This window comes from Flavobacterium qiangtangense, assembly GCF_042658345.1.
Classification (GTDB): Bacteria; Bacteroidota; Bacteroidia; order Flavobacteriales; family Flavobacteriaceae; genus Flavobacterium; species Flavobacterium qiangtangense.
In genome coordinates this window covers 82304-107527 of sequence record NZ_JBHSQB010000020.1, presented here as the reverse complement: position 1 = coordinate 107527, position 25224 = coordinate 82304, and the positions used below count along the sequence as shown (strand labels likewise).

The window sequence follows — 25224 nt, the reverse complement described above, 5'->3', positions numbered from 1 at the left end:
GCGGGAACTTCATTTAAAGAATGCCTTTTGTTTGGTTTCTAAAAAGGTTCAGGGGTTTTAGAACGGTTCAGGGTTTTGGGTTTTGGGTTCTGGGTGTTAGTTTGGGTCTTGGTTTGCGTTGGTTTTGTGGTATAAAAAAACCGACATCTTTTTGGGTTGTCGGTTTGGTTTTAAAAACTTAGTCTTATTTTTTCAATACGTCTAAAGATTCTTTGATGTATTGGCTTGTTGGGTCTAAAGCTAATGCTTTTTCGAAATATCCTCTTGCTTTTACTTTGTCAGAAATCGCGTAATGTGATCCCATGTAAGAGTAAGCGCTGATTAAACCTGCTTTTACGCTGTCTTTTGATAATTCTGCTTCACCTTTTGTGGTTACCACTTCGATGTATTTTTCGTAAGCTGCAACTGCGTTTGTTTTTGCTTCGTCACCAACAATAAATCTGTTGATTTTTGCTCTGTTCAAGTGCGCATCTTGTGTTGTTGGCGAACCTGCAACTACGTTTGCGTAAGCTGTGTCTGCTTTTTTAAGCAATTCTTGAACTTCTGGTTTTGCTCTGTCAGCGTCTGTTTTTAAGTCGTTTGCAACGTAAAACAATACTGCGTTACCTAAGTAAAAATTGTCAAGCAAAGCATTTGGTGAATTTGGTGCTTTTGTTGCAGCTTCAAATACAGGAACTGCTTCAACATACAACTTTTGTTTGTATAACGAAACTCCCAAGTCGCTGAATTCTGCGCCAATTGCTGGATCAATTTCAGAAGCTTTTTTCAAATCTGCCATTGCGTTTGTGAAAAGCGTTTTGTCTGCAATTGTTCCGTCAGCAGCGATTGCTTTTGCTAATTTTGCTTTTGCAAGGAAAAGATAATCTCTTCCTGTTACTCTTTTTGGATCTGCTTTTGCAACGAAATCATTTAAAGCTTTGATACTTTCATCATAGTTTTTGTTCTCGTAAGCTGCATAACCCAAGTATCTCAAGATTCTTGGATTTACTTTGTCTAATTGCTGCATCGCTTGCGCTTCCACTTGCAAAGCTTGGTAATCTTTTGCCAAGATCAAGAAATCGGCGTGACGCATTCTTGACTCGATTGAATTATCGGTTAAGCTTTTGTATTTTGCAGAAAATTCAACGGCTTTTTTGATATATTCTTCACGTTTGGTTTTATCACCTGCGCTTGTGCTCCAGAAATAATAAGTCTCTGCTAACTCACGATAAACTGGACCGTAGTTTGCGTTTAATTTAATTACTTCGTCGAAAGCTGCAATTGCTTCTGGGAACGCTTTTGCATTTTTAGTGATTACTCCTAATTGCATTTTTGCACGCAATAGCGAATTATCTAAATCATAAGCTGTTCTGTAAGAGCTGTAAGCGCTGTTAACATCTTTATCACCAACTTGTGCATCTCCTAAAGTTAAGAATGCAGTCGCCAATTTTGGGTCTACAGCTGTAGCTTTTTTTGCTGATACAATTGCTTTTTTATAATCTGGATTTTCAGAATTTACGTAAGCTTTTGCGATATAAAGAAATTCTTCTGTGTCTTTCTTTTTGATATCAGCTAATGCTTTGTTGAAATTTGCTTCTGCTTCTGCAGCATTTCCTTTGTCAAGGCTGATTTCTCCAAGACCGATGTAATTGAATTTCCCGTTGTCTTTTGCTGCAATACCTTTGTCAAAATAAATTTTTGCTGAATCTATGTTTTCTAGCGCTAAATAAATTTCCCCTAAATGAAAATAATTTTTTCCTTTATCTGGGCTTGATGCGATTAACGACTTTAAGATTGTTTTGGCTTTTTGGTACTGTTCAGCATCGATTGCTTTTTTGGCAGCGTCTAAGTCTTGTGCAAAAACCCCTGTTCCAAAAAATAATAATGATAAACTGATAAATTTTAAATTTTTCATTTTTTTGGTCTTTAATTTAATGTAGTTATTTTTGGTTGTCTATTTCTTTTCTGACTTTCACTTCTCGAAGCTCGAGTCTTACGGGAGCAAGTCCTGACTTTAAAATTATCTTTTGTCCCACTTCTCCTGCAACGAACGTTGCAAATCCTGTACCTAAACCGCGAGCGCCTTCATAATTTAACATATAAATTTTTCTCACTAAAGGATAAAATCCTTCTGCCAGATTGACTTGGCTTGGTTTATAGTACTCGGCTGAGTTCGGCATAGTTTTAACATTTTTCACTCCTAAAACTCTGACAGCGTCTGTATATTTTTGCATATCTGGCATAGGTTGTGTCATCCAATTCACACCTACAACCCCAATATACCCATCGTTTTCACTAATATATTTAATGACTTCATTGCTTGTTTTTAAAGCAAAAACATTTTTCCCGTCAATATCTTTTACCGAAGCAAGGGTTTTCATGTGATTGATTGTACTTGAATTTGGATTATCAAATACTAAACCCTTAATTAAAGGTACAGATTTTCCTTGCATAAAATCAACAATATTTTGCAAATCAATTACTGTATCATTTGATTTTGTGTTCACGATCAAAGCAATTCCGTCGATTGCGATTTGAGTAATCTTTGGAACAATTTTTTTATTTGTAAAAGCTCTTTGCTCTCCTTCTGTCAAAACTCTTGACATTACCAGTAATCCTGATTCTTGATTTTGAACCATTGCTAAAATCTCTGTTTCCGCTTTTGGAACTAATGTTACTTTTGCTTCACGTTCACTCTCGAAAACAGAAACCTGATCTTCCATAACTGGCATTACAGTTTCATCGATATAAAACGTTGCTTTTGTTTCTCTTGCTTCTAAAGCTTCCTGCTCTTTTTTGTCTTTGCAAGAATGAATCATGAAAAAAGCAAAAACTAAAACGAATGACGCGAATATTATTTTCAAGAATTTTGGCATAAGTAAAATTTACGAGTTATTGTTTTTATGGTAGAAACGTGTTGCTCTGTAAAAAGCGTACACAATTAACAGAACGCCGAACGCAATTCGGAATTTCATTTCCATGACTAACGGAAAATCTTTTTCTGGAAAAATATATTCCCAAAAGATAATTCCGGTACCTAAAACGAAGTATAAAAGAAAAAACAGAATTCCTATAATAAGAAGAAATCGCTCTAGGAGCGATTTCTGATCTCTATTATGAGTATTTCTTTGGTAAGCCATTATTGTGATTTAATAACTAATCTGATTGGCAAGTTGTATGCAACACGAACCGCTTTACCGTTTTGGATACCTGGTTTCCATTTTGGAGCAGATTTCAACATACGAATAGCTTCTTTTCCTGTTCCATAACCAAGGTCACGAACAACTTTAATATCAGTTAATGAACCGTCTCTTTCAACTACGAAGCTTACCAAAACGTTTCCGCTGATGTCATTGTCAACTTCTGGAACTCTGTAGTTTTTTTGAACGTATTTACCAAATCCTGCCAAACCACCTGGAAATTCAGGTAATACTTGAACAGAAGTATAAATTTTACTTGGATCATCTTCGATAACTTCAGCATCAACTTTAACCTCGCTTGCTGTGTTATCTAAAACAACTTCCCCGCCTTCTTTTGCTTTCACTGTTTCAGAACCTGTTTTTTTCAATTCGGTAACAACAGCTACTTCTTCTTTAACAACCTGTTTGTCAACAATAACCGGCGGAACGTATTTTTGAATATCTACGTTTGATTGCGTTTGTTTTTGAACTACTGGCTCAACAATAATCTCCTCTTTTGGTGGCTCGACTGGAGCAGTAAGGTTTGCCATTACTACTTGCTCGTCTAAAACCTCTTCTTCAGAACCCATATTATCTGAAATCAATTTCGAGATAACCGGAGTCAAAACCATAAGTACGAAAATAACACCACCAATTAACAGCGCTCTTAACGTTCTTTTTCCGCTATTTGTACGTAATTCATACGCTCCGTAGCTTTTGTTTCTACCTTCAAAAACATTGTCGATCCAACTTTGTTCGAATAAGTCTAATTTTGAACTTGACATATCTTTTCTTTTTTAAATTAATGAATCAGACTAATTATAAATATTGTTAGTTTCTAACATTTTAATGTCTTCTGGCGTAATGTCAACTGTTGCATATTTCTTCACCTTTGTAATTGCCATTTCATCAAGAATATCTACAAAGTTCTTGTAATTTGACTTTTCACTTGGTTTTAAAATAATAGTAATTCCACTTTTTTCTAGGTCTGCACCTTCCGCTTTATTTCTATCGTCAACCCCTTTTTTCTTGCTTAAGATTAAATCTCTAATCCCAGCTTTTCCATACGTTGAAACTGCTGGCCCGTCTAATGGCGGTCCGTCAGCTCTACCGCTATACCAAACCAACTTATCGTCTGATCCTAAAACAAGTGTCAAAGTTCTCCAAGCTGGAGTTTCTGGTGGAACCGGATCGTCAGCTTTTGGTTCATCTGGCAAAGCCAAATTCATCGATTGAGGTTTTGACAACGTTGTGGTTAGGATAAAGAAAGTAATCAATAAGAATGCCAAATCCACCATTGCCGTTAAGTCAACTCCAGGATTTGATTTTTTACTTCTTACTTTGCCACCGCCTTTTTTACCACCGCCGTCGCCTGTATTTAATTCTGCCATTTCTTACGAATTATTATTTTATTAAAAATCATCACTTCTTAGACCAGTAACAAGGAAGAAGTTATTCTTGCTTTGTTTCTGTAAAATGTCTAAGACTTTTTTGACAGTTGGATATTCTTCTTTAGAATCACCTTTGATAGCGATATCTAAATCTTTATTATCCAAATCTTTTGTTACTTCTCTTGAAATCTGAATCCAGTCTTTTAACTGTGGATTAATAGAATCTAAAGGAATACCTGGTTGAGTACCCGCTTTCATTCTGTCTTCATTTTTCATCGCAATCAATTGTTTCATTTGACGCATGTCAACACCAAAACCGTCAATCAAAGAGAACTTTTTTTGTTCTTCTTCAGTAAAAGTAACTCCGTACTTTTCACCCATTCTTTTTAAGGTTTCCACTCTAACTTCTCTTCCAGTAACTCCGTAAAAAACTTTACCTTGAGCAATTGACAAAGTACCAAGATTTTCTTCTGGTAATTTTGTTTGAACTGTTGAGGCTGGAGTTTCTACTGGCAAAGCTTCAGGAACTTTAGCTGTAGCAGTCATGATAAAAAAGGACAAAAGAAGGAACGCCATGTCACACATAGCAGTCATATCGACTTTCGTACTTTTTTTCGACATTTTTAATTTAGCCATTATTTTATCTTATTTTTTATTTAAAGTCAAGAGCGAGATTACCACTCTTGACTTTAAAATATTATTGAAACTTATTTTAATTAGTCACGGTTTGTAGCTCTTCTGTAAGCTTGAGTGATTGTGAAGCCAGCTTCATCAATAAAATAAGTCAATGTGTCAATTTTTGACGTAAAGTAGTTGTAAACAACAACTGCAAGAGCTGAAGTCGAGATACCAGTCAATGTGTTGATAAGTGCTTCAGAGATACCGTTTGCCAATTCAGCTTGATCTGGAGTTCCAGAAGTTGCCAATCCAGCGAAGGCTTTAATCATCCCCGACACAGTTCCCATCAATCCTAATAATGTACCTAAAGATACCAATGTAGAAAGGATAGTTAAGTTTTTCTCAAGCATTGGCATTTCTAATGAAGTTGCTTGCTCAATTTCTTTTTGGATTACTTCTGATGCTTTTTCAGTATCAAAGTTTTCTCTTTTTACTTCTTGGTATTTGATCAAACCTGCTTTCACAACGTTTGCAACAGAACCTTGTTGTTTATCACAAGCTTCTAAAGCTCCATTGATGTCTCCAGCGCTGATTTGTGACTGAACTTGTTTAACGAATTTTTCAACATCTCCTTTTCCTGACGCTTTAGAAATAACAAAAAATCTTTCGAATGAGAACACGATTGTCATTAATAATAATCCCATTAATACTGGAACGATTACTCCTCCTTTGTAAACCATACCTAAATAATCACCTTGTAAAGGTTGTCCTGTATTCACTCCACCTTGAAAGTGAGAACCGTCTCCCATTACAAATTTCCATACTAAGATACCGATAACGATACAAATTACGATAGTCAATCCTGCAAATACGTTAGAGCTTTTGCTTCCTGCGTTGTTTTCAACCTTTGCGTTTGATGCCTGTGCCATTTTTTTAATTTTTAGTTTTTTAATTTTTAGAATTTAAATTTTGGTAATAGATAAATTTATTATCAGAACGACAAATTTATATTTTTAGTGGATAAAAAAAAATAAAATGATGCTTTTTATTCTTTCTTAACGATATATTATCATAACATTAACTAATAAATAATAAGAAACACAGACACAGCCTCACAAAATATTCTCGCAAACGTTTGATAAACAGAATACTATTGCTTCATTTTAATACAATTACCTGATTGTTACCACAAAAGATATAATTTAGTCATTACAATTTCATAACTCAAACCGTGATGTATTTATTGTATTAAAATTTTGACGGAGTATTTCATAAGATTTATGCCGATACCTATATGATTAATTAAAAACAATCCTAAATTTGTATCATTCGTTCATTCATAAACACCAAAATCGTTTTTAAGCTATGGCATCAACAGAAGATTTTATCAATCATATTAATACGGGTTACGCTACAAAAGGCGACAGCATCATCCTTGGGGGCGCAATTTTCAACGGAGAAGCTCTTCCAGATGCACATATTAAGGTGCCTTTAAAAACTTTAAATCGCCACGGATTAATTGCTGGAGCCACCGGAACTGGAAAAACAAAAACGCTTCAGGTTTTATCAGAACAGCTTTCAAATTTTGGAATTCCAGTGCTCTTAATGGACATTAAAGGTGATTTGAGTGGCATTGCACAACCAGGAATCGAACAACCTTTTATTACAGAACGTCACGCAAAAATCAATCTTCCTTATCAAACTTCTGGTTTTCCGGTAGAACTGATGACACTTTCTGACCAAGATGGTGTTCGTCTCCGCGCCACGATTTCTGAATTTGGACCTGTTTTATTTTCTAGAATCTTAGATTTGAATGATACCCAAGCCGGAGTTGTTGCTGTAATTTTTAAATTTTGCGATGACAAACAAATGCCTTTGCTCGATTTAAAAGACATTAAAAAAGTCATTAATTATATTACCGAAGAGGGAAAAGCTGAAATCGAAGAACATTATGGCAAGATTTCTACATCGACAACCGGAACAATTCTCCGCAAGATTATTGAGTTAGAACAACAAGGCGCTGATGTTTTCTTCGGAGAAATGTCGTTTGAAATTAACGATTTGATGCGCATCGACGAAAACGGAAAAGGCTACATTAATATAATACGTCTGACAGACATTCAGGACAAGCCAAAATTATTCTCCACATTTATGGTTAGCCTTTTGGCAGAAATTTACAATCAAATGCCTGAACAAGGCGATTCAGGCCAGCCCGAATTAGTGATTTTTATCGACGAAGCGCATTTGATTTTTAGCGAAGCCAGCAAAGCTTTGTTAGACCAAATTGAAAATATCGTAAAATTAATTCGATCAAAAGGTGTCGGAATCTTCTTTGTCACTCAAAATCCAATGGACGTGCCAAGCGGCGTTTTGGGACAATTAGGTTTAAAAGTACAGCACGCTTTAAGAGCTTTCACAGCAAATGACCGAAAAGCGATCAAAATGACGGCAGAAAATTATCCGATTTCTGAATATTACGATACCGATGCCACGCTGACGTCGCTTGGAACGGGAGAAGCTTTGGTTACAGCCTTAAACGAAAAAGGAATTCCAACGCCTTTAGCCGCCACAATGATGCGCGCGCCAATGAGCCGAATGGATGTCTTGACAGCGAGTGAAATTAGCCAAATTAACCAAAAATCAAAATTGGTTCGAAAATACAGCGAAGTAATCGACAGAGAAAGCGCTTATGAAATTTTAAACAAAAAAATTGCCGAAGCGCAAGCCCAAGCGTCTGAAGTTGCCGAACAAAAACAGCAGGAAAAAGCAGAAAAGAAATCGGCAAACGAACCGATGAGCCAGACAACAAAAAGCGTGGTAAAAGTATTGACAAGTGCTACTTTTATTCGTGGTTTCTTTGGTGTTTTGACGAAATTGTTTAAAAAGTAAGATTTAATGTCATTAAAATATAAGTCGAGGATAAGTATTCTTAAAACTATAATTTCAAGCCTGGACTTATTACTTTTAATAATTTCAGGCTCGTTTTTAATCTACAAAGGAAATTCTGTATCCGTTTGGATTTACGTATTTGGAATTTTGCTATTGTTTTTAGCTCTGCTTCAATTTTCGAAAAACTTATTTTTTTTATATCTTACTGATAAAGAATTAAAAATTATACGCCCGTTTAAAGTTTTTAATTCAAATCAATCTTTTACATTATCAGAAATCAGGGAGGTTACTTTCAACAAAGGCTTTAAATCTCCTTTTATGACAATACGGAAAATTAATTCTTACGATGAAAATCCATTTGTAATTAATTTTTCTGACTCAGAAATGGAAAAACTCATTGCTGAACTGAATAATCTTGGCGTTAAAACCATTAGAAACAATATTTAGTTTCTATTCTCAACAACTACAAACGCAATCGTTTTTCTTTAAAAAAAGTTAATAAACGTTAGCAAAATATAGATATGTGGTAACTTTACGTACAAACACAAACGTATGGAAACCAAGAAAAGAATCATAATCGTAGGTGCTGGTTTTGGTGGCTTGACTTTAGCCGAAGACCTTGAAAACACTGGTTATGAAATCTATCTCATAGACAAAAATAATTACCACCAATTTCAGCCACTGATGTACCAAGTGGCAACAGCAAGACTAGAACCTTCCAGCATTTCTTTTCCGTTGCGAAAAGTTTTTCAAGGCTCAAAAAATGTCAAAATCAGAATTGCTGAAGTTCTTGGCGTTGATACTCAAAATAAAATTTTAAAGACTTCAATCGATGATTTCTCTTACGACTATCTGGTTTTCGCCTTTGGTTGCAAGACGAATTATTTTGGAAATAAAAATTTAGAAAAATTAGCTTTTCCGATGAAATCTGTCCCGGAAGCAATTCAATTGCGAAACAGAATTCTGCAAACTTTTGAAGAAGCTGTTTCTACCAAAGATGAAGATTTACAATACCTTTTGAACTTTGTCATTGTAGGCGGAGGCCCAACCGGAGTAGAATTGGCAGGCGCTTTGGCAGAAATGAAGAAAAACGTACTTCCAAAAGATTATCCGGATAAAGATTTTTCAAAACTCACCGTTTATTTACTCGAAGGTTCGCCAAATGTGTTGAATCCGATGAGCGAAGACTCTAGAAAAATGTCTAGAAAATATTTGGAAGATCTGGGAGTTGTCGTAAAAACCAGTACAATCGTTGAAAATTATGACGGCCACACAGTACATTTGAAAGGTGGCGAAGCAATTGACGCGAAAAACGTAATTTGGGCCGCCGGAGTCGTTGGAAACACAATTGAAGGAATGCCTGAAGAATCAATCACACGCGGCAGTCGTTTTATCACAAACAGATTCAACGAAGTTCAAGGTGTCGAAGGAATTTTTGCAATTGGAGATATTGCTTACATGACTACGCCAAAATACTTAAACGGTCATCCGCAAGTGGCAAGCGTTGCTAACGAACACGCAAAAAATTTAGCGAAGAACTTCAAATTACAACTTAAAAATAAACCCAGAAAAGAATTTGAATACCATGATAAAGGTTCAATGGCAACAATCGGAAAAAGGAAAGCCGTTGTCGATTTGCCAAGCTTCAGCTTTCAAGGAAGATTTGCCTGGTTCACATGGATGTTCGTTCATTTGATGCTGATTTTGAGTGTGCGAAACAAGCTTTCGATTTTCATCACTTGGGCGTACAGTTATTTCAGCAATGATTCAACTTTGAGGGTTTTGATTAAGCCAGCGAAGAAAGTGAAAAATTAGTTGGCAGTTAGCAGTTTTTAGTTTGTAGTCCGGATATATTAAAATAAAAAAGCTTGGAATTGATTTAGTTCCAAGCTTTTTTATTTTGAATTTACAGTAAATTTATTTTTTGCCCGAAGCCAAAAGCGAAATAATCTTCCCTTCTACTTCATTGCTGTCCCATTTTTCTTCAATATTTGGCAAAAGCATTACTTCGTCCATAATCGCTTTTTGGTGGTCGCCGATAGCCAAAGCTTCTGAATAAGGTCGGTGGCTGAAGGTTACTCGGCTATAAAGCGGTAACCATTTATCTGGATGTTTTTCTGAAAATCTTTTTTCTATTTTTTTTCTAAGCAAGAAACTTTCGTCAGCCGTTTTAGAACTCATTTCCATAAAATTTCGATAAGAAAGTTCGGCAATTGCATCAGTATTTGGTTTTCTGCTTCTTTCGTAAGCTTTAAAAATCTTGTCCCAGTCATTGCCAAATTCTTCCATAAATTCGTGCAAAATCGTAATGTCTTCAAATCCAGCATTCATTCCTTGTCCATAAAACGGAACTATTGCATGACATGCATCACCAATCAAAGCTACTTTATCTTCAAAAGTCCACGGAAAACATTTCATTGTAACCAAAGTACTTGTTGGATTCTTGAAGAAATCTTCGGCTAAATTTGGGATGACATCGACGGTATCCGGAAGGTTTTTTTCAAAGAAATCTTCCACCTGTTTTCTATCTTTTAACGAGGCAAATGAATTTTCTCCTTCAAAAGGCATAAAAAGTGTGCAGGTAAAACTTCCGTCAAGATTTGGCAACGCAATCAACATGTAATCGCCTTTTGGCCAAATATGAAAAGAATTTTTGTCTAATCGATGCGTTCCGTCAGGATTTGCAGGAATATTTAATTCTTTGTAGCCAGTTGGCAAAAATTCTTGCGAATAATCAAACATACTTTGACGTTGCATTCTGTGGCGAACTCTTGAAAACGCTCCGTCAGAACCAAAAACCATGTCATATTTTACAGCTTCCCACTCGCCTCTTTCGGTTTCCCCAATTTGAAGTGTGGCTTCCGCCAAATTAACGTCCCAGATTTTCTTTTCAAAGAAAAATTCAGCTCCGGCTTCTTCTGCCAAATCAATCATTTTACGGTTCAAAGTTCCTCGAGAAATCGAATAAATGCTTTCTCCATTTAAGCCATACGGCTGAAATTTCAAATCCTTATTAATATGAATCGCTCGTTTGTCCATTGGAATTGCAATTTCTCGAACTGAATTTCCTACGCCAACGGCATCCAGCGCTTTCCAACCTCTGTCAGACATAGCAAGATTTATCGAACGTCCTGAAAATTGGATTTTTCTAATATCAGGACTTCTGTCATAAACGTGAACCGAATGACCTGCTTTTTTGAGGTATATTGCCAACAAAGAACCGACTAATCCGGAACCAACAATGGCAATATTTAAAGGATTTTGCATTAAAAGTAATCTAAATTATAGAGAATCAAATTTAAGTAATTATGATAACACAGCTTGTAAATTACACATTTATTTAGAACTAAAAACTATATTACTGAATATTAAACACATACGATAAAAAATATTTACTTAAATAGTTAAAATTAAATTAAAAAAACTACCTTTATCATAATATTTTGAATTTATCTTTTCATTTATTACCTTTTGTTTTGTTACCAATAATATTGCCCCGAAGGAAAAATCATGATTTTGAACTTTATTATTAATTTAAATATTTATTTATGAAAACAAAACTACTCTCCGCATTTTTATTTGTTTGTGGCGTTATTAATGCCCAGACGTATTCATTTACAACTTCCACTCCAATTCCGGATGGCGTGACTGCAGCTTCTGGTTGCGGAAGTGGCACGACTCCAGGAAGTGTTGTTACAACAATCAATGTTCCATTAATGGCTACAATTACTGACCCAACCAAAGTGACAATCAATTTAGATTTAACTCACGTTTGGCTTGGTGATGTCGTGGCGAAACTTAGTACGCCCAGCGGTGCAAATTGTGCGCTAATTAAAAGAGCTGGCGCTGCATTAGATGATGCTTGTGGTGATAGTTCAGATTTTGGCGCAGGAAACATTTTAAGTTTTAATGCCGCAAATACAAATACAATGAATGTTGCGACACCGGGTTCTGCAGCTAGTATTCCTGCAGGAAGTTATGCTCCAACAGGCGGAACTTCCACATTTCCAAGCACAATTCCTTTGTGTAATCTTTCCACTTTTTTAAACGGAGTTGCAGTTAACGGAAACTGGACAATGACTTTTTATGATCACGGAAACGGCGATACAGGAACAGTAAATGCTTGGCAATTAATATTTACTACTGGATTTGACTTGAACACGCAAGATTTTATTTTCATGAAGAAAATCTCGGTTTTAGGAAATCCTTTTAACGAACAGTTGACTTTAAAAATGAACGAAGCTAGCAATTCAACTATTTTAAGAATTTATTCGATTGACGGAAAAGAAGTGTTTACAAAAGATTATTCAAATGGTGACCCAAGTCAAAATATCTCAATTGAAACTTCTTCATGGCAAAAAGGAATTTATCTGCTTATTCCAGAAATTGACGGAAAACGATTAAATGCTATCAAGATAGCTAAAAATTAAACTGCTTCTTTTTTTTTGTAAAAGGCCGTAATATTTATATGTTGCGGCTTTTTTTTTACCTGTAATAAAAAATTTTACAATTATTTTAAGATGGTCACTTTGTGCAAATCTCCTATTATCCTTAAATTTGAGTAAACACAACTAAAAACCACGATTATGAGTACTAGACGTGACTTTTTAAACAAAGCTGGCATGGGAATCGCTGCTGCATCACTATCTCCATTTATTTCAGATGCCTTCGGAATGCCTTTAAATTCTGATAAATCTGAAAATCCTTCGATCATAAATACAATTATTACTGATCCTTCCAATAACAAAGAACGTTATCGACCGCCATTTAAAATCGGCATGGGTGGCGTGGCACTTGGAAATGGTTTCAAAGAAACTTCTGACGAGCAAGCGCTTCAAACGATGCAAGGCGCTTGGGATGAAGGAATTAGATATTTTGACACTTCGCCGTGGTATGGTTTAGGAATGAGCGAGCGAAGAATGGGTAATTTCCTCCACGGAAAAAATCCTGACGATTATGTGATTTCTACCAAAGTTGGACGATTGATGCACGCAGATGCCAACTTCAAACACGATATGTGGAAAGGAAGATTGAATTTCAATTACAAATATGATTATACCGCCGAAGGAGCGCGACGTTCAATTGAAGACAGTTTGTTGCGATTGGGAATTCCGTCGCTGGATATTGTTTTCATCCACGATCTTTCGCCAGACAATAAAGATTTGGGAGCAAAATGGCTTGATTATTTTAAAATTGCGCAAAACGGAGCCATGAAAGAATTGACAAAAATGCGCGAAGAAGGATTAATAAAAGCTTGGGGACTTGGTGTAAATACCATTGAACCTGCATTAAAAACATTAGAAGTTGCCGATCCAGACATTTTTCTTTCGGCTACGCAATATTCCATGATCAAACACAAAGACGATTTGAACACATTGTTTCCTGCGTGCGAAAAAAGAGGCGTTTCAATTGTTGTTGGAGCACCTTTAAATGCTGGATTCTTGGCCGGCGTTGAACGTTATGATTACAGCGGAACACTTCCAAAAGAACATCTTGACAAAAGAGAAAAGATTAAAAAAGTAGCCAAAGCGCACAATGTAGATTTGAGAACTGCGGCTTTGCAATTTACAGCTGCGCCAAAAGTGGTTGCTGCCACAATTCCCGGAGCAAGAACTGCGCAACAAGTAAAAGAAAATGCCGAATCGATGAAAGTAAAAATTCCCGCTGATTTCTGGAAAGAGTTAAAAAAAGAGAAATTGATTGAAGAAAATGCGCCGGTTTAGATTGGTTAGGATTTAAACTGAAAGCAAAAAACCTGCGACATTACGTTGCAGGTTTTTTTTATTTTAATTTGAATATTATCGATTAAACTTAATCTTCTCGCCAACATTCAGTCCGTTGTTTTTTGCTAAAACACCGCACATGTGGAAAAGCATCCTGGCACCCACGTTTCCGTCCCAATCATCATCTTCGCCTGGCGCTACTTCTACTAAATCAAAACCGATTATTTCTTTCCCGCTTTCGCCTAATTTACTCAAAAGATACGCCGCTTGTTCAAACGAAAATCCTCCTGGAACCGGCGTTCCTGTGTTCGGGCAATACCAAGGATACATTCCGTCAATATCAAAACTGATAGCTACTTTTTGTGGCAAAGCCGAAATAATGTGGTCGCATTGCTGTTCCCAAGTTTTTCCTGCAAAAGTTTCTGCCTTTAAGTCCATATCGGTGTGAACTAAAACGCGATCGCCTTGTTCAAAAGCGGTTTCTACTTCTTGCTGACAAAAATCACGAATTCCAACTTGAACAATCTTTTTCAATTGCGGAATCTGCAACGCGTTATACATAATCGATGCGTGAGAATACGTGAATCCTTCGTAAGCAATTCTCAAATCCATGTGGGCGTCAAGATGTAACAACCCGAATTCGCTGTGCTGTTCAGCCAAAGCTTCATAATAACCAAGCGGTGTGGAATGGTCGCCTCCTAAAAGCACCACTTTTTTTCCTTTTTTGGTCCAATATAAAACGCGTTCTTTTACCTCTGCTTTTAATTGCGCACAAACTTGGTTGATCTCATCCAAATCTGCTTTTAAATCTTTGTCGGCTTGAATGTCTTCGCCAGCTTCCAAAGCTTCAATAATTGGCTGTGCCCAACCTTTATATTTGGCGCTGTCGTCGCTCCACTTTGCTGTTTGTTCGTTTAAGTCTAAATACATTCCGAGTTTCCATAATTCTGGAAATTCTTGATGATGCAAATCTACTTGAAAAGAAGCGTCTAAAATAGCTTCAGGCCCTTCAGAAGCTCCTGCACCATAACTTACGGTTACTTCCCACGGCACAGGGATTATTATTATTTCACTTTCTTCGGCTGTGAATGGTAATCCGAAAATACTTTGATCCGCCAATCCGGGTTGTGATGGATCGAAGGAATTTATTTTTTCTTGTTTGGTCATAACTTATATTTTTTTTAGAAATTGTCATTGCGACGAAGGAAGCAATCACATAATCTACTTCTACAATTCTCTAATTTCTTTCTTCTTTATTCTATTTTTCTTAGCCGTGCGCTTGAATTCCTGCTTTCAAAATCTGCCCAAATTCATACATATCTTCAAATGAACAATACAATGGAACCGGTGCTAAACGGATTACGTTTGGTTCTCTCCAATCTGTGATTACGCCGTTTGTCATTAAATATTCAAACAAACTTCTTCCTTCTCCGTGCAAGAAAACAGATAATTGGCTCGCTCGCTCTTCTTGATTGCTTGGCGTAATTACTTCGAATGTGCTGTTTACTTCTTTGTCAATTTCGTGCAAAATGAACTCTAAATATGACGTAATTCTGTCTCTTTTTTCAATCAAAGCATCCATCCCGATTTCTGCGAACATTTCTACCGAAGCCAAATAAGGTGCTAATGTCAATACAGGAAGATTGCTGATTTGCCAGCCGTTTGCCCCTGGTTCTGGAGTAAATTTTGGTTCCATCAGAAAACGTTTTGCTTTGTTTTGTCCCCACCAGCCTGAAAATCTGTTCAACTCATAATTATCGTGGTGGTCTTCGTGGATAAAACATCCTGACGCATTTCCTGGTCCGGAGTTCATGTATTTGTAACTGCACCAGGCGGCGAAATCTACGTCCCAATCATGCAATTCTAATTTTATATTTCCTGCGGCATGCGCTAAATCCCAACCTACATAAGCTCCGACTTTGTGTCCGGCTTCTGTAATGGTTTTGATGTCGAAAACTTGGCCTGTGTAATAATTTACGCCTCCGATTAAAACCAAAGCTAATTCATCACCGATTTCTTCGATTTTTGTCAAAACGTCTTCTAACCTGATGTTGTGTTCGCCTTCTCTTCTCTGGATTTCCACAATTGCATCATCTGGATTGTATCCGTGGAATTTGACTTGACTTTGGAACATGTATTGGTCACTCGGAAACGCTTTTGCTTCGCAAAGTATTTTGAATTTCTTTTCTGTTGGACGGTAAAATGATACCATCAGCAAATGCAGGTTTACTGTCAGCGTGTTCATCACGGTTACTTCGCTTGGCAAAGCTCCAACGATTTTGCTCAACGGTTCTGCGAATCTTTCGTGGTAATCCCACCACGGTTTGTCTGAATAAAAATGTCCTTCAACGGCCAGTTTTGCCCAGTCGTCCATTACTTCGTCAACGAAGGCGCGGGTTCTTTTTGGCTGTAATCCAAGGGAGTTTCCTGTGAAGTAGATTACTTTTCTTCCGTTGACTTGCGGAAAGAGAAATTCGTTTCTGTAGTGGTGTAATTTATCTTGTGCATCGAGTTCTTGTGCGAACGCGCGGTTGTTTTGAAAGGTCATTGGTTGTTTGATTTGCTTGGTTGTAAAATTAAGAAAAAAGATTGATTGTGGAAAGTCATTGCAAGTATCGTCATTGCGACGGAGGAAGCAATCTTCTCATCTGAGCTTTTTACCATATAATGCATTTAAGTTTGGGTAAGGGAACACAGATGAAACGGATTATAAAAATTTACACAGATAATTTTGACAACGTTTGTCGACAACGATTGGGACTGGCGTTTCCAAAAATGCGGATGGTTTCTCAAATAGCCCTGATGCTGGAATTGTTTGAGCTCTTTCACGGCTGATCAAGACGTGGAAAGCGAGTTCCTGCAGCAGGAAAATGGATTGTGGTTTTTACTGGTTTTTCGCTTCTTAATTTTACCATATAAGGCATTTAAGGTTTTTGTGTTTTATTGTTTTATGTGATTTTGATTATGTGATTTTGATTATGTGATTGCTTAGTTCTTCGCAATGACGGTGCGTGTTTTTGTTTTCTTGCAAATAAAAAAATCTCGCCATTGCTGACGAGATTTAGTACTTTGTGTTTGAACTGCTGATTATATGATCAACATTGCGTCACCGTAAGAATAGAATTTGTATCCTTCTTTGATGGCTTCTTCGTATGCTTTTTTCATTAAATCGTGTCCTGTGAATGCTGAAATCATCATCAAAAGTGTTGATTTTGGCGTGTGGAAATTCGTGATCATACAGTCTGCGATGCTGAAATCGTGCGGTGGAAAGATGAATTTGTTCGTCCAACCTTCGTATGGATTTAATGTTCTTCCTGATGAAACTGAACTTTCGATGGCACGCATTGAAGTGGTTCCAACGGCACAGATTCTTTTCTTTTTTTCTTTTGCGTTATTCACAATATCGCAGGCTTCTTGAGTGATTTTCAACTCTTCAGAATCCATTTTGTGTTTTGACAAATCTTCTACCTCAACTGGATTAAAAGTTCCTAAACCTACGTGAAGTGTAACTTCAGCAAAGTCAATTCCTTTAATTTCCAACCTTTTCAAAAGGTGTTTTGAGAAGTGCAAACCTGCAGTTGGCGCGGCAACAGCTCCTTCTTCTTTTGCATAAATTGTTTGGTAACGGTCAGCGTCTTCTGGCGTTACTTCACGGTTGATGTATTTTGGGATTGGAGTTTCTCCAAGTTCTGTCAATTTATTTCTGAATTCTTCGTACGAACCGTCGTAAAGGAAACGCAACGTTCTGCCACGAGAAGTCGTGTTGTCAATTACCTCAGCAACTAATGAATCGTCGTCACCGAAATACAATTTGTTTCCGATTCTGATTTTTCTTGCTGGATCAACTAAAACATCCCACAATCTTTGTTCTGCGTTCAATTCTCTCAACAAGAAAACCTCGATTCTAGCTCCGGTTTTTTCTTTGTTTCCATATAAACGTGCAGGAAAAACCTTAGTATTATTCAAGACCATTACGTCGCCTTCGTCAAAATAGTCGATAACGTCTTTGAACATTTTATGCTCAATTGTCTGTTTTTTTCTATCGATAACCATCAAACGAGATTCGTCTCTGTTTTCTGCTGGATATTCTGCAAGGAGTTCTTTTGGTAAATTAAACTGAAAATGTGATAATTTCATTTAAAAAAGTTATGAGTTATGAGTTATCAATTATGAGTTTGACGTTCATAATTTTAAATCGTTTGCAAATATACGATTGTGAGATAGGCGTTGTCAAGTGTTTTGGCTTTTATTTTCTAAAGGCGCTAAGATACTGAGGCGCAAAGACTGTAAACGTTAGACTTTTAAAGTTTTTCGACCTTAAAACCTATTTGCTTTAAATCGTTCCAAAAATCCGGAAATGACTTTGATACGACTTCGGCATCGTTGATAACTATGTCTGTAATTAAAGCCAAAGGCGCAAAAGCCATCGCCATTCTGTGATCGTTGTAAGTATTTATTGCGACATTTCTTTCGGTCACTGAAGAAATTTTTAAGGTAAGGCTGTCATTAGTAACCGTGATATCTGCGCCTAGTTTTTGTAACTCAATTCTCAAAGCTTCTAATCGATCTGTTTCTTTAATTTTCAACGTATGCAATCCTGTCAAATGGCAACCGATTCCTAATCCGAAGCAAGTGACGGCAATGGTTTGTGCGATATCTGGTGCTTGATTTAAATCTAAAATCACCGATTGAAGATTGGTATTTCCTGATTTTGAAAGAGTAATTTGATTGTTTTCAAATCTTGTTTCTACGCCCAAATCGGTATAAATTTCTGCTAAAACCGAATCACCTTGCAAGCTATTTTCTTTGTAAGATGACAATTTTATTTCGGTTCCGATTTCTGATAAAGCGACGATGGAATAGAAATATGAAGCGGAAGACCAATCGCTCTCAACAGTTATGAGTTTTGAATTATGAGTTATGAGTTGTTTCACGTTTATCTCGTTTCCATCGAAAGAAGTTTCAACACCAATTTCATTAAGCAAAGCCAAAGTCATTTTGATGTAAGGAATTGACGTAATTTTTCCTTCCAAATTTAATTCTAATCCGTTTTCTAATTTTGGAGCGATTAACAAAAGTGCTGAAATATATTGACTGCTGACATCTGCCGGAAGCGAAACTTTATTTTTTGACAATTTTTTTCCTTTGATTTTTATCGGAGGAAATCCTTGATTTTCTTCGTATGAAATTGTAGCGCCAAGTTGCTGCAAAGCTTCGACCAAAATTTTTATCGGACGTTCTTTCATTCTTGGCGAACCGGTGATGATTACTTCACGATTTTCTTGCGTTGCGAAATAGGCAGTTAGAAAACGCATTGCAGTTCCGGCGTGGTGAATGTCGATTATTTCGGGTTCAGGGTTTTGAATCAATGCTTTTATCATTACTTCAGAATCATCTGAATTAGAGGTGTTTTCTAGAGAAATATCTGAAAAAAGAGCTTGAAGCAATAAAAGTCTGTTGGTTTCTGACTTGCTTCCGGTGACTTTTATTTCTGATTTTTGGTTGGTTTGAGATTGTTGGAGCTTGATATTCATAGTATTTTATTCAAAAAAGAAGCGTTGACTTTTGACCAACGCTTCTTTTATTATTTTAATTTTTCATTATTCTTGTGTCGGTCTTTGTCACGATTTGACTTTAAATCGAGTTTTTTGTCAAAGGCTTCCTGAAGATTTATTCCGGTTTGGTTGGCCAGACACAAAACTACGAAAACTACATCGGCTAATTCTTCTCCGAGGTCTTTATTTTTATCAGATTCTTTTTCTGACTGCTCGCCATAACGTCTGGCGATAATTCTTGCCACTTCGCCCACTTCTTCTGTAAGCTGTGCCATATTTGTCAATTCATTAAAATAACGAACGCCGTGCTCTTTAATCCAATTATCGACTTCTTGTTGTGCGTTTTTGATATCCATAACTTAAACTTTTCGCAAAACTACTTTTTCGTTTTGTTTTTCGATCATTGCTTTGTAAAAATCTTTTAGTGTTGCATATTTTTCTGCCGAAATATTTGGCTCAGTAATGTCCAAAACCGCTTTCAACTGAATTTTATTTCCCACATTAGAAATGTTATATTTAAATGTTCCTAAGTTATCTTCCATGACCAAAGTAATTGGTTGTGGAATTGCCTCGATCTCATAACCTTCTGGTATTGTGATATTAAACATATAATTGTCTTGATATGGAAATGAAAAATCAACCGGATATTTTCGTTCCTCTTGCGTAAACGGATTTTCTGTTGACGCATGAAAAAGCATTGGCGAAAAATAGATTTTACCTCCAATTTGTTCAGTAGCATTTTCGTGAATGAAAGTGTAATTTTCTATCATTGGACTCAAAAGATCTTTGTCATTTGAAGTAGCATAATCATTGATTTCAATCCCGTTATACCTTTTTTCCATGCTTTCGATATAACTTTCTTTTGCTTTCTTCAAATAAATTTCTCTAAAAATAAAAGCGTTGTGTTCTGTAAACTGTTCACGAGATACTCCAGTAATTTTTCCGTCTGGTTTTATTTCAGCGATTATACTCACGCTTTGCTTTGAACTTGCTTTCGGCAAAAGACTCACTTCTGCAGAAGTTTCATTTTGTCTAATTATTCGTCCAAACCAATTGAGTGCTCTCGTTGGCAATATATTTGGGACGGCGTTTTTGCTGGTAGCGTCTAAAAGAATTATATCATCCTTTATTTCTACCCCACAAATCACATAATTAAAGGCTGTTCTACTCGGGAAATAAGCTATTCCGTTTTGCCTTGTACTTAAAATTATCGGATTCGCATTTAATCCCGCGTGACGCAACATTGCTGTTAACATAAGATTAATCTCTGCAACGTCACCCACTTTTTCCTTATAAGCTTTTCGAACACCATTTTTGCATGCATAAGAAAATCTCTCGTTCCAATTCATAGAATTTTTTACATATGTAAAAATTAAATTCATTTTCTCGCTATCTGTCTTCGCACCTGCGATTAGTTTATTTATATCTTCTTCAAAATATGATTTAGCTTTTAATTCTTTGCCAAAGTCATCATTGTCATAAATATTTTTTACCACGTCATTCCAGCTTTGCGCATAATTTTTTTGAAAACCGTCTGACTGTTTTACAGATGATAATTCATGTTCGATCGAAGAAGTATAATTTTTAATATTATTCACAAAACGTTCGTCTTTTAATCCAGGAACATTTTCCATAGAATAAGTTGTTTTTGACTCTCCAAAACCATATCTTAAATTTGCAGCGACAACTTTAGAAATTTTTGGTACTAAAAATCCTCTTGTCATACTATTATAATCATAATATTCTGGCATGTTGATTGTATAACTAATTTGATCTACCGGAATTTTATATTGGAATTCCCATGTTGGAAATGCAACAATATAAGGAGATCTTATTACGTAGCTAAATTCAACGATCGAGCCTTCTTTCACATTTGGCAAAGCGATTTTTTTCTTTTTCCAGCTCTCGTTAACATCAACGGTAAATTCACCGTCACTTTTAAGCTTACTTTTTACAATTATTCCGTTTTCTAAATTGTAAACCAAAGCATCTGAAAACTTAACAGCTTCAGAATTATTACCGCCAACATAATAAGACACCTCGTGATTTGCCCAATCATATCCTTCTTTTTTATAAATCTTTATCTTAGCTTCAACTTCGGTAACGATTAACGGTTTTCCCTCACGATCATATTCAAAGTATGTTTTTCCATTCTTAAAAAGAAATGCAGCGACAGCAGAAGTATCTATCGAATGTGATTTTACTTTTAATTCATCGATTGAGACTTTTCCGAGTTTATTTTTTTGACTGAATCCGTTAATAGAAAAAATCAGTAATAAAATAATGTAAGGTGTTTTCATATTTTAATTTTTTACAATTACAATTTTTGCATTGTCGTTCTTAGCAATTTGTTCTTTAAACTTTCGAAAGTTATCGTATTCGTTTTTATCATAAAAACCAGATGTCGTCTCAAAATGTCGCTTGTATAAAAGTTGATTTTCACTAACTACAATGTATTCTGTTTTGTAATATCCAAAAACACCTTTAAATTCAAAATCATCCGGCTTGGCTTCAATTTTGTATCCGGCTGGCAAATCAATTGTAATTTCATCATAGTCATAAAATCCTGAAGAAATTTCTAACGGATTATTTCGAACTCTATATCGTTTTGGAATCGCTGACGATTGATTAAAAGCATTTAAGGGAAACATAATTTTTGTTCCAGACAAGCTTGCATACTTAGGTGCTTCTAAAATTATATTTTCAGAAAACTCGATGTCTTCTTTATTATTTGAAAGATCAATTTTCTTTAAGTTCAAATTATTTATGTTACTGAAATATCGCTTGTAGAATGATTTTAAATCATCTGAAGAACTTGTTTCATAAATGTATTTATTTTCATATTGAGTACCTTTTGACTTAATTGAAACGCTCCCTGAAAGCGCACCTTCTTCACTAATCAAATATTTTCCTTTAGAAATCTGAGTATTTATTTTGTTTGTGTTTTCTGAAGTTCTTACAATTTGCCCACCTTCTGGTTTAACCAATAAAGCCATTCTATCGTTAGTGAAATTTCCTTGATAATTGAATGGTGTTTTTTGGCTAGTGCATTCTAACCAATATATCTTTTCATCAACCGGAACTGCAAGAATGACGTGATCTCCTTGCATAGAAACAAAATCTTGTTGTAAATCTTGACGACTTGACCCAGAATAAATTACAGTATAATAAGAAGTAACACCCACAATATTCAGTAAAGCTCTTGTGTAATTTGACAATGCCTTGCAGTCGCCATAACCCAAACGGTCAACATCTTTAGCAAGCATTGGCTTCCACCCACCGATGCCTAACTGAATGCTTATGTATCTCGTTTTATTTTGAACATAATTATATATAATTTTCGCAATCTTCACTTTATCTTTTTCGTTGCCTACTAACGCTTTTATTTTCAATTGTGTTTCTGGAGAAATTTCGTCGGTTCCTTTCAAAAGGTTTTCATACATCCACAATCCAAAGCTATTCCAATCTGTAGCCTTGCCAAAAACACCTTCAAGATTAAAGGAAGAAAGACCAAACATCACATAAGGTGCCAAATTTTTAAACGACGGAGAATACTCCTCAGTTTTGATCGCCGATAAATTTTCAGCAGTGAATGATATCGAATTATCTGTTTGGACTTTTTTAATATTCTCGTTATTTAACAACCTAAATTCTTTGTATTTAAAGCCTAAATCTGAAGGATAAGATATATTAATTATCGATTTTTCTACCGATAAAAATGAATCTGAAATGGGATACCAAGAAGGGACAAATGCAGTATTTGAAGTTTGCAGTTCACTGAGATAAACAACAGTAAAAGGATAATTTGTTGGAGTATAATCAAGAAAAAGCACCTTTCCATCAGTAATCATCGATCCGTCAGAAACTGCGCTTTCCACAAAATCTTTCCGTTTAAACTTCTTGATTTCTTGCCCAAAAGCGTTGTAAACTATTGCTTCTATTGATTTCACCTTGGTAGATTTATCAAAATATTCTGAAGCGTCAAGTGACTTCAAACCGCTTTCGTTTAAAATGGTAATAGTCTTTTTTTTCACAATCGTCATAGACTCTTTTGATGAAATCAAAATATCTTTTTGAGCAAATCTGATTACTGCATCAGCATTTTCTTTTAAATTTTCAGGTATATCATCACTCTTTAAAACTACGCTTTGAGCCGAAGATTTTAAACCAAAAAACAAAACAAATAACAGAAGGAAATTCTTCATAAAAAAAAGTTAATTTCCAAATGTAGATTTTTTATTTTATTCTAAAAAATTTATTCCCTATTTTTTGTGTCAATAGTTATAGTAACCGGTCCGTCGTTTAGTAACGCGACTTTCATATCTGCGCCAAATTCTCCGGTTTGAATTTTCTTTCCTAAATCATTTTCAATTCGTCTTACAAAATTTTCATAAAGTGGAATTGCAATATCGGGTTTTGAAGCTTTTATATACGAAGGACGATTTCCTTTTTTTGTAGAAGCCTGAAGTGTAAATTGGCTTACCACGATAATGTCTCCATCGACATCCTTTACCGACAAATTCATCACATCGTTTTCATCTCCAAAAATTCTAAGATTGACGATTTTTGAAGAAAGCCAAGTGATGTCTTCTTGAGAATCTGCATCTTCAATTCCTACTAAAACCAGCAAACCTTTTGAGATTTCGCTTACTTTTTTAGAATTAATTGTTACTGAAGCTTGAGAAACTCTTTGGATGACGGCTTTCATTTTCTGGGTAAAGGGTTTTGGGTTTAAGGTTCAGGAGAGAAACTTTGCGACTTTGAAGTTAAAAACTCAGTAACTTACTGCTTATTTCTATTTTCGTCGCTTTCTGCTCTTTCATTGGCATAATCGTCGGTGCGATAATGTTCATCATCGCCTTCAAGGATTTTCAAATAACTGTTGTATCGTGTCCAAGAAATTTCGTCTTTTTCCAATGCTTCTTTCACGGCACATTTTGGTTCGTCTTTGTGCAGACAATTGTTGAATTTACATTGGTCTTGCAATTTAAAAAACTCTGGAAAATAACCGCTGATTTCAGATTTTTCCATATCCACGATTCCGAAACCTTTGATTCCCGGCGTGTCGATGATTTTTGCTCCAAAAGATAAATCATACATTTCTGCAAAAGTTGTGGTGTGCTGGCCTTGCATACTTTGCTCCGAAATAGTTTTGGTTTTTAAGTGTAAACTCGGTTCCATTGCATTGACCAAAGTTGATTTTCCAACGCCCGAATGTCCAGAAAACATTGTGATTTTTCCAATCATTATTTCCTTCAATTCGTCGATGCCTTTTCCTTCGGCTGCAGAAACGCGCAAACATTTGTAGCCAATTTGCTGATAAACATATTGCATATAAAGTTGTTCGTCAAGCGTATCGTCTTTTAAAGTATCGATTTTATTGAAAACCAAAATCGTTTCAATGCCATAAGCCTCTGCCGTAACCAAAAATCTGTCGATAAAATTGAAAGTCGTTGGCGGATTATTGACCGTAATCAGCAAAAAAACATAGTCTAAATTCGACGCAATAATGTGCATTTGGTGTGACAAATTCACTGATTTTCGAACGATGTAATTCTTTCTTTCGTGAATATTATGAATCGTTCCGGTGGTTTTATCTGATGATTCTTCCAATTCAAAATCTACGATGTCGCCAACAGCAATTGGGTTTGTGCTCTTGATTCCTTTCATACGGAATTTCCCCTTGATTCGGCATTCGATGAAATCACCGGCTTCCGATTTCACGGTGTACCAACTCCCTGTAGATTTATAAACGGTTCCTGTCATTCAGATTTATGATTTTAGATTTTAGATTGGAAACTAAAAAAATTAAGAAGGCAAAATTACGCTATTTACTTGTGAACAGCGTAATTTTGCCCTCTAAAATTAAAAATCTAAGCTGAATTTGAAG

21 protein-coding genes are annotated in these 25224 nt (G+C 35.8%); 5 read left to right on the top strand and 16 right to left on the bottom strand.

Annotated elements, in window-relative coordinates; all coding sequences use genetic code 11:
• Nucleotides 1–184: 184 nt before the first annotated feature.
• From ACFPVY_RS16610 to ACFPVY_RS16585, 6 genes are all read right to left on the bottom strand, one after another.
• On the bottom strand, nucleotides 185–1894 hold the full coding sequence (locus ACFPVY_RS16610) for a tetratricopeptide repeat protein (protein WP_379793278.1): 1710 nt from the start codon (nucleotides 1892–1894) through the stop codon (nucleotides 185–187).
• Nucleotides 1895–1919: 25 nt separating this feature from the next.
• Nucleotides 1920–2843: a PstS family phosphate ABC transporter substrate-binding protein gene (locus ACFPVY_RS16605; RefSeq protein ID WP_379793276.1), complete on the bottom strand. Its 924-nt coding sequence runs from the start codon at nucleotides 2841–2843 to the stop codon at nucleotides 1920–1922.
• A gap of 275 nt (nucleotides 2844–3118) precedes the next feature.
• The gene (locus tag ACFPVY_RS16600) at nucleotides 3119–3943 is read right to left on the bottom strand and encodes an energy transducer TonB (RefSeq protein ID WP_379793275.1); all 825 of its coding nucleotides are present in this window, start codon (nucleotides 3941–3943) and stop codon (nucleotides 3119–3121) included.
• A 30-nt stretch (nucleotides 3944–3973) separates the two neighbouring features.
• Nucleotides 3974–4549, bottom strand: a complete 576-nt coding sequence (locus ACFPVY_RS16595) for an ExbD/TolR family protein (RefSeq protein ID WP_379793274.1) — start codon at nucleotides 4547–4549, stop codon at nucleotides 3974–3976.
• A 21-nt stretch (nucleotides 4550–4570) separates the two neighbouring features.
• Nucleotides 4571–5185, bottom strand: a complete 615-nt coding sequence (locus ACFPVY_RS16590; protein WP_379793273.1) for an ExbD/TolR family protein — start codon at nucleotides 5183–5185, stop codon at nucleotides 4571–4573.
• A gap of 80 nt (nucleotides 5186–5265) precedes the next feature.
• The gene (locus ACFPVY_RS16585) at nucleotides 5266–6096 is read right to left on the bottom strand and encodes a MotA/TolQ/ExbB proton channel family protein (RefSeq protein ID WP_379793272.1); all 831 of its coding nucleotides are present in this window, start codon (nucleotides 6094–6096) and stop codon (nucleotides 5266–5268) included.
• A 436-nt stretch (nucleotides 6097–6532) separates the two neighbouring features.
• Between ACFPVY_RS16585 and ACFPVY_RS16580 the strand changes: the two genes are divergently transcribed.
• The 3 genes from ACFPVY_RS16580 to ACFPVY_RS16570 all read left to right on the top strand — a co-directional run bounded on the left by ACFPVY_RS16580 (nucleotide 6533) and on the right by ACFPVY_RS16570 (nucleotide 9871).
• Nucleotides 6533–8056, top strand: a complete 1524-nt coding sequence (locus tag ACFPVY_RS16580) for a helicase HerA-like domain-containing protein (RefSeq protein ID WP_379793271.1) — start codon at nucleotides 6533–6535, stop codon at nucleotides 8054–8056.
• 6 nt (nucleotides 8057–8062) lie between these two features.
• The gene (locus tag ACFPVY_RS16575; protein ID WP_379793270.1) at nucleotides 8063–8503 is read left to right on the top strand and encodes a hypothetical protein; all 441 of its coding nucleotides are present in this window, start codon (nucleotides 8063–8065) and stop codon (nucleotides 8501–8503) included.
• Between the two features lie 105 nt (nucleotides 8504–8608).
• Entirely contained in the window at nucleotides 8609–9871 is a 1263-nt protein-coding gene (locus tag ACFPVY_RS16570) for an NAD(P)/FAD-dependent oxidoreductase (protein ID WP_379793269.1), read from the top strand.
• A 102-nt stretch (nucleotides 9872–9973) separates the two neighbouring features.
• Here ACFPVY_RS16570 and ACFPVY_RS16565 read toward each other — a convergent pair whose 3' ends face one another.
• Nucleotides 9974–11323, bottom strand: coding sequence for an FAD-dependent oxidoreductase (locus tag ACFPVY_RS16565; RefSeq protein ID WP_379793268.1), 1350 nt, complete (start codon nucleotides 11321–11323; stop codon nucleotides 9974–9976).
• 281 nt (nucleotides 11324–11604) lie between these two features.
• Here ACFPVY_RS16565 and ACFPVY_RS16560 point away from each other — a divergent pair, with 281 nt between their 5' ends.
• Nucleotides 11605–12486 (top strand): T9SS type A sorting domain-containing protein, encoded by an 882-nt coding sequence (locus ACFPVY_RS16560; protein WP_379793267.1) that lies wholly within the window; start codon nucleotides 11605–11607, stop codon nucleotides 12484–12486.
• Between the two features lie 156 nt (nucleotides 12487–12642).
• A complete protein-coding gene (locus ACFPVY_RS16555) occupies nucleotides 12643–13779 on the top strand; it encodes an aldo/keto reductase (RefSeq protein ID WP_379793266.1) in 1137 nt (378 codons plus the stop codon).
• A gap of 75 nt (nucleotides 13780–13854) precedes the next feature.
• On the opposite strand, the gene ACFPVY_RS16550 is transcribed toward ACFPVY_RS16555, so the two are convergent.
• The 9 genes from ACFPVY_RS16550 to rsgA form a co-directional block, all read right to left on the bottom strand.
• Nucleotides 13855–14946, bottom strand: a complete 1092-nt coding sequence (locus ACFPVY_RS16550; protein WP_379793265.1) for an agmatinase family protein — start codon at nucleotides 14944–14946, stop codon at nucleotides 13855–13857.
• Nucleotides 14947–15046: 100 nt separating this feature from the next.
• Nucleotides 15047–16327, bottom strand: a complete 1281-nt coding sequence (gene kynU, locus ACFPVY_RS16545) for a kynureninase (RefSeq protein ID WP_379793263.1) — start codon at nucleotides 16325–16327, stop codon at nucleotides 15047–15049.
• A gap of 539 nt (nucleotides 16328–16866) precedes the next feature.
• On the bottom strand, nucleotides 16867–17916 hold the full coding sequence (queA, locus tag ACFPVY_RS16540) for a tRNA preQ1(34) S-adenosylmethionine ribosyltransferase-isomerase QueA (protein ID WP_379793262.1): 1050 nt from the start codon (nucleotides 17914–17916) through the stop codon (nucleotides 16867–16869).
• 164 nt (nucleotides 17917–18080) lie between these two features.
• Entirely contained in the window at nucleotides 18081–19313 is a 1233-nt protein-coding gene (aroA, locus tag ACFPVY_RS16535; protein ID WP_379793261.1) for a 3-phosphoshikimate 1-carboxyvinyltransferase, read from the bottom strand.
• A gap of 50 nt (nucleotides 19314–19363) precedes the next feature.
• Entirely contained in the window at nucleotides 19364–19690 is a 327-nt protein-coding gene (locus ACFPVY_RS16530; RefSeq protein ID WP_296148595.1) for a nucleotide pyrophosphohydrolase, read from the bottom strand.
• Nucleotides 19691–19693: 3 nt separating this feature from the next.
• Nucleotides 19694–21634 (bottom strand): DUF3857 domain-containing protein, encoded by a 1941-nt coding sequence (locus tag ACFPVY_RS16525; protein WP_379793260.1) that lies wholly within the window; start codon nucleotides 21632–21634, stop codon nucleotides 19694–19696.
• 3 nt (nucleotides 21635–21637) lie between these two features.
• Nucleotides 21638–23539 (bottom strand): DUF3857 domain-containing protein, encoded by a 1902-nt coding sequence (locus ACFPVY_RS16520; RefSeq protein ID WP_379793259.1) that lies wholly within the window; start codon nucleotides 23537–23539, stop codon nucleotides 21638–21640.
• A 50-nt stretch (nucleotides 23540–23589) separates the two neighbouring features.
• Complete coding sequence (dtd, locus tag ACFPVY_RS16515; RefSeq protein ID WP_379793258.1) at nucleotides 23590–24042, bottom strand: D-aminoacyl-tRNA deacylase; 453 nt, start codon at nucleotides 24040–24042, stop codon at nucleotides 23590–23592.
• 74 nt (nucleotides 24043–24116) lie between these two features.
• Nucleotides 24117–25100 carry a ribosome small subunit-dependent GTPase A gene (gene rsgA / locus ACFPVY_RS16510; RefSeq protein ID WP_379793256.1) on the bottom strand — a complete coding sequence of 328 codons (984 nt, stop codon included), beginning with the start codon at nucleotides 25098–25100 and terminating at the stop codon, nucleotides 24117–24119.
• Between the last annotated feature and the right edge of the window lie 124 nt (nucleotides 25101–25224).

What these genes read in the sequence shown, in the direction of transcription:
- ACFPVY_RS16610 (WP_379793278.1), bottom strand. Translation starts at nt 1,894, where the DNA reads ATGAAAAATTTAAAATTTATCAGTTTATCATTATTATTTTTTGGAACA.
- ACFPVY_RS16600 (WP_379793275.1), bottom strand. Translation starts at nt 3,943, where the DNA reads ATGTCAAGTTCAAAATTAGACTTATTCGAACAAAGTTGGATCGACAAT.
- ACFPVY_RS16595 (WP_379793274.1), bottom strand. Translation starts at nt 4,549, where the DNA reads ATGGCAGAATTAAATACAGGCGACGGCGGTGGTAAAAAAGGCGGTGGC.
- ACFPVY_RS16590 (WP_379793273.1), bottom strand. Translation starts at nt 5,185, where the DNA reads ATGGCTAAATTAAAAATGTCGAAAAAAAGTACGAAAGTCGATATGACT.
- ACFPVY_RS16585 (WP_379793272.1), bottom strand. Translation starts at nt 6,096, where the DNA reads ATGGCACAGGCATCAAACGCAAAGGTTGAAAACAACGCAGGAAGCAAA.
- ACFPVY_RS16580 (WP_379793271.1), top strand. Translation starts at nt 6,533, where the DNA reads ATGGCATCAACAGAAGATTTTATCAATCATATTAATACGGGTTACGCT.
- ACFPVY_RS16575 (WP_379793270.1), top strand. Translation starts at nt 8,063, where the DNA reads ATGTCATTAAAATATAAGTCGAGGATAAGTATTCTTAAAACTATAATT.
- ACFPVY_RS16570 (WP_379793269.1), top strand. Translation starts at nt 8,609, where the DNA reads ATGGAAACCAAGAAAAGAATCATAATCGTAGGTGCTGGTTTTGGTGGC.
- ACFPVY_RS16565 (WP_379793268.1), bottom strand. Translation starts at nt 11,323, where the DNA reads ATGCAAAATCCTTTAAATATTGCCATTGTTGGTTCCGGATTAGTCGGT.
- ACFPVY_RS16560 (WP_379793267.1), top strand. Translation starts at nt 11,605, where the DNA reads ATGAAAACAAAACTACTCTCCGCATTTTTATTTGTTTGTGGCGTTATT.
- ACFPVY_RS16555 (WP_379793266.1), top strand. Translation starts at nt 12,643, where the DNA reads ATGAGTACTAGACGTGACTTTTTAAACAAAGCTGGCATGGGAATCGCT.
- ACFPVY_RS16550 (WP_379793265.1), bottom strand. Translation starts at nt 14,946, where the DNA reads ATGACCAAACAAGAAAAAATAAATTCCTTCGATCCATCACAACCCGGA.
- kynU (WP_379793263.1), bottom strand. Translation starts at nt 16,327, where the DNA reads ATGACCTTTCAAAACAACCGCGCGTTCGCACAAGAACTCGATGCACAA.
- queA (WP_379793262.1), bottom strand. Translation starts at nt 17,916, where the DNA reads ATGAAATTATCACATTTTCAGTTTAATTTACCAAAAGAACTCCTTGCA.
- aroA (WP_379793261.1), bottom strand. Translation starts at nt 19,313, where the DNA reads ATGAATATCAAGCTCCAACAATCTCAAACCAACCAAAAATCAGAAATA.
- ACFPVY_RS16530 (WP_296148595.1), bottom strand. Translation starts at nt 19,690, where the DNA reads ATGGATATCAAAAACGCACAACAAGAAGTCGATAATTGGATTAAAGAG.
- ACFPVY_RS16525 (WP_379793260.1), bottom strand. Translation starts at nt 21,634, where the DNA reads ATGAAAACACCTTACATTATTTTATTACTGATTTTTTCTATTAACGGA.
- ACFPVY_RS16520 (WP_379793259.1), bottom strand. Translation starts at nt 23,539, where the DNA reads ATGAAGAATTTCCTTCTGTTATTTGTTTTGTTTTTTGGTTTAAAATCT.
- dtd (WP_379793258.1), bottom strand. Translation starts at nt 24,042, where the DNA reads ATGAAAGCCGTCATCCAAAGAGTTTCTCAAGCTTCAGTAACAATTAAT.
- rsgA (WP_379793256.1), bottom strand. Translation starts at nt 25,100, where the DNA reads ATGACAGGAACCGTTTATAAATCTACAGGGAGTTGGTACACCGTGAAA.